This is a genomic window from Companilactobacillus halodurans, from assembly GCF_009600985.1.
GTDB lineage: Bacteria > Bacillota > Bacilli > Lactobacillales > Lactobacillaceae > Companilactobacillus > Companilactobacillus halodurans.
Window position 1 is genome coordinate 1 of record NZ_VDFP01000223.1, and the last position, 1,140, is coordinate 1,140.

The 1,140-nt window shown below is 38.3% G+C and carries 1 protein-coding gene; it reads left to right on the forward strand.

What is annotated here, in order from left to right; all coding sequences use genetic code 11:
* On the forward strand, nucleotides 1-1,140 hold a 1,140-nt coding region (locus FHL06_RS13790; protein WP_153387222.1), incomplete at both ends, for a DEAD/DEAH box helicase.

Sequence of the window (1,140 nt, forward strand, 5' to 3'; positions counted from 1 at the left end):
ACCAAGGCATAAACTTTGGCTTTATTGATAACTCAATTCAATCATTATCACGTTATCAACCCGCGTTGATAACCAATCAAAACGGCACGGTTCTCGAAACATTAGAAAACGAATTACGTAGCGCAACTTCATTCACAATTGCAGTGGCCTTTGTTACTTCAGGTGGACTGTTGGATCTCAAGAGCACACTTGCTGACATTGCAAATCATGGTGTCCGTGGAAAGCTCGTCACTTCAACTTATCTAGGCTTTAACAATCCTAACGTTTTTGAAGACTTACTCCAAATCCCTAATCTCGATGTCAGAGTTTTGGACCAAGATGGTTTCCACACTAAAGCATACTATTTTAATCACGACGACTATCAAAGTATGGTAATCGGTAGCTCCAATTTAACTCAAAATGCTTTGAAAAAGAATTTTGAATGGAATTTGCGAATAACATCAACTGATCGTGGCGAAATAGTCTGCAACGTCAAAAGTGAATTAGATAATCTTTGGCAACAAGCAATTCCTTTGACTAAATCTTGGATCGATGAATATCGTAGCGATTGGCAGCTAAACTACCAAACTACTTCTAAAAAGAAAAGAGCCAATAAACTAGGCAAAATAATTCCTAACCAAATGCAAGAACCTGCTTTGCAAGCCCTAAAACATCTCCGAGATGTTCAACATGCTAAAAAAGGATTGGTCGTTGCGGCAACTGGAACCGGGAAAACTTATTTGGCAGCATTTGATGTTCAGCAATTTCAACCTAAACGGCTGTTATTTGTCGTCCATCGAGAACAAATCCTGCGCAAAGCTATGTCCAGTTTTCAAGAAATTTTAGGTGGACCTGATAGTGATTATGGCATTCTTAGTGGTAATCAAAAGGATTTAAATGCTCGCTATCTTTTTGCCACAGTCAACATGGTTTCTAAAAAATCAGTTTGCGAACAACTAGGTGCCGATGCTTTCGACTACATTATTATTGATGAAGCGCATCGCGTTGGTCAAAACAATCTTGGTGAAAAAGAGACCATGTATCAACGGTTGATGAACTTTTATAAACCGCAATTTATGCTAGGAATGACTGCCACTCCTGAGCGAACTGATGGAACCAATGTTTACGAATATTTTGATTATAATCTTGCTTATGAAATTT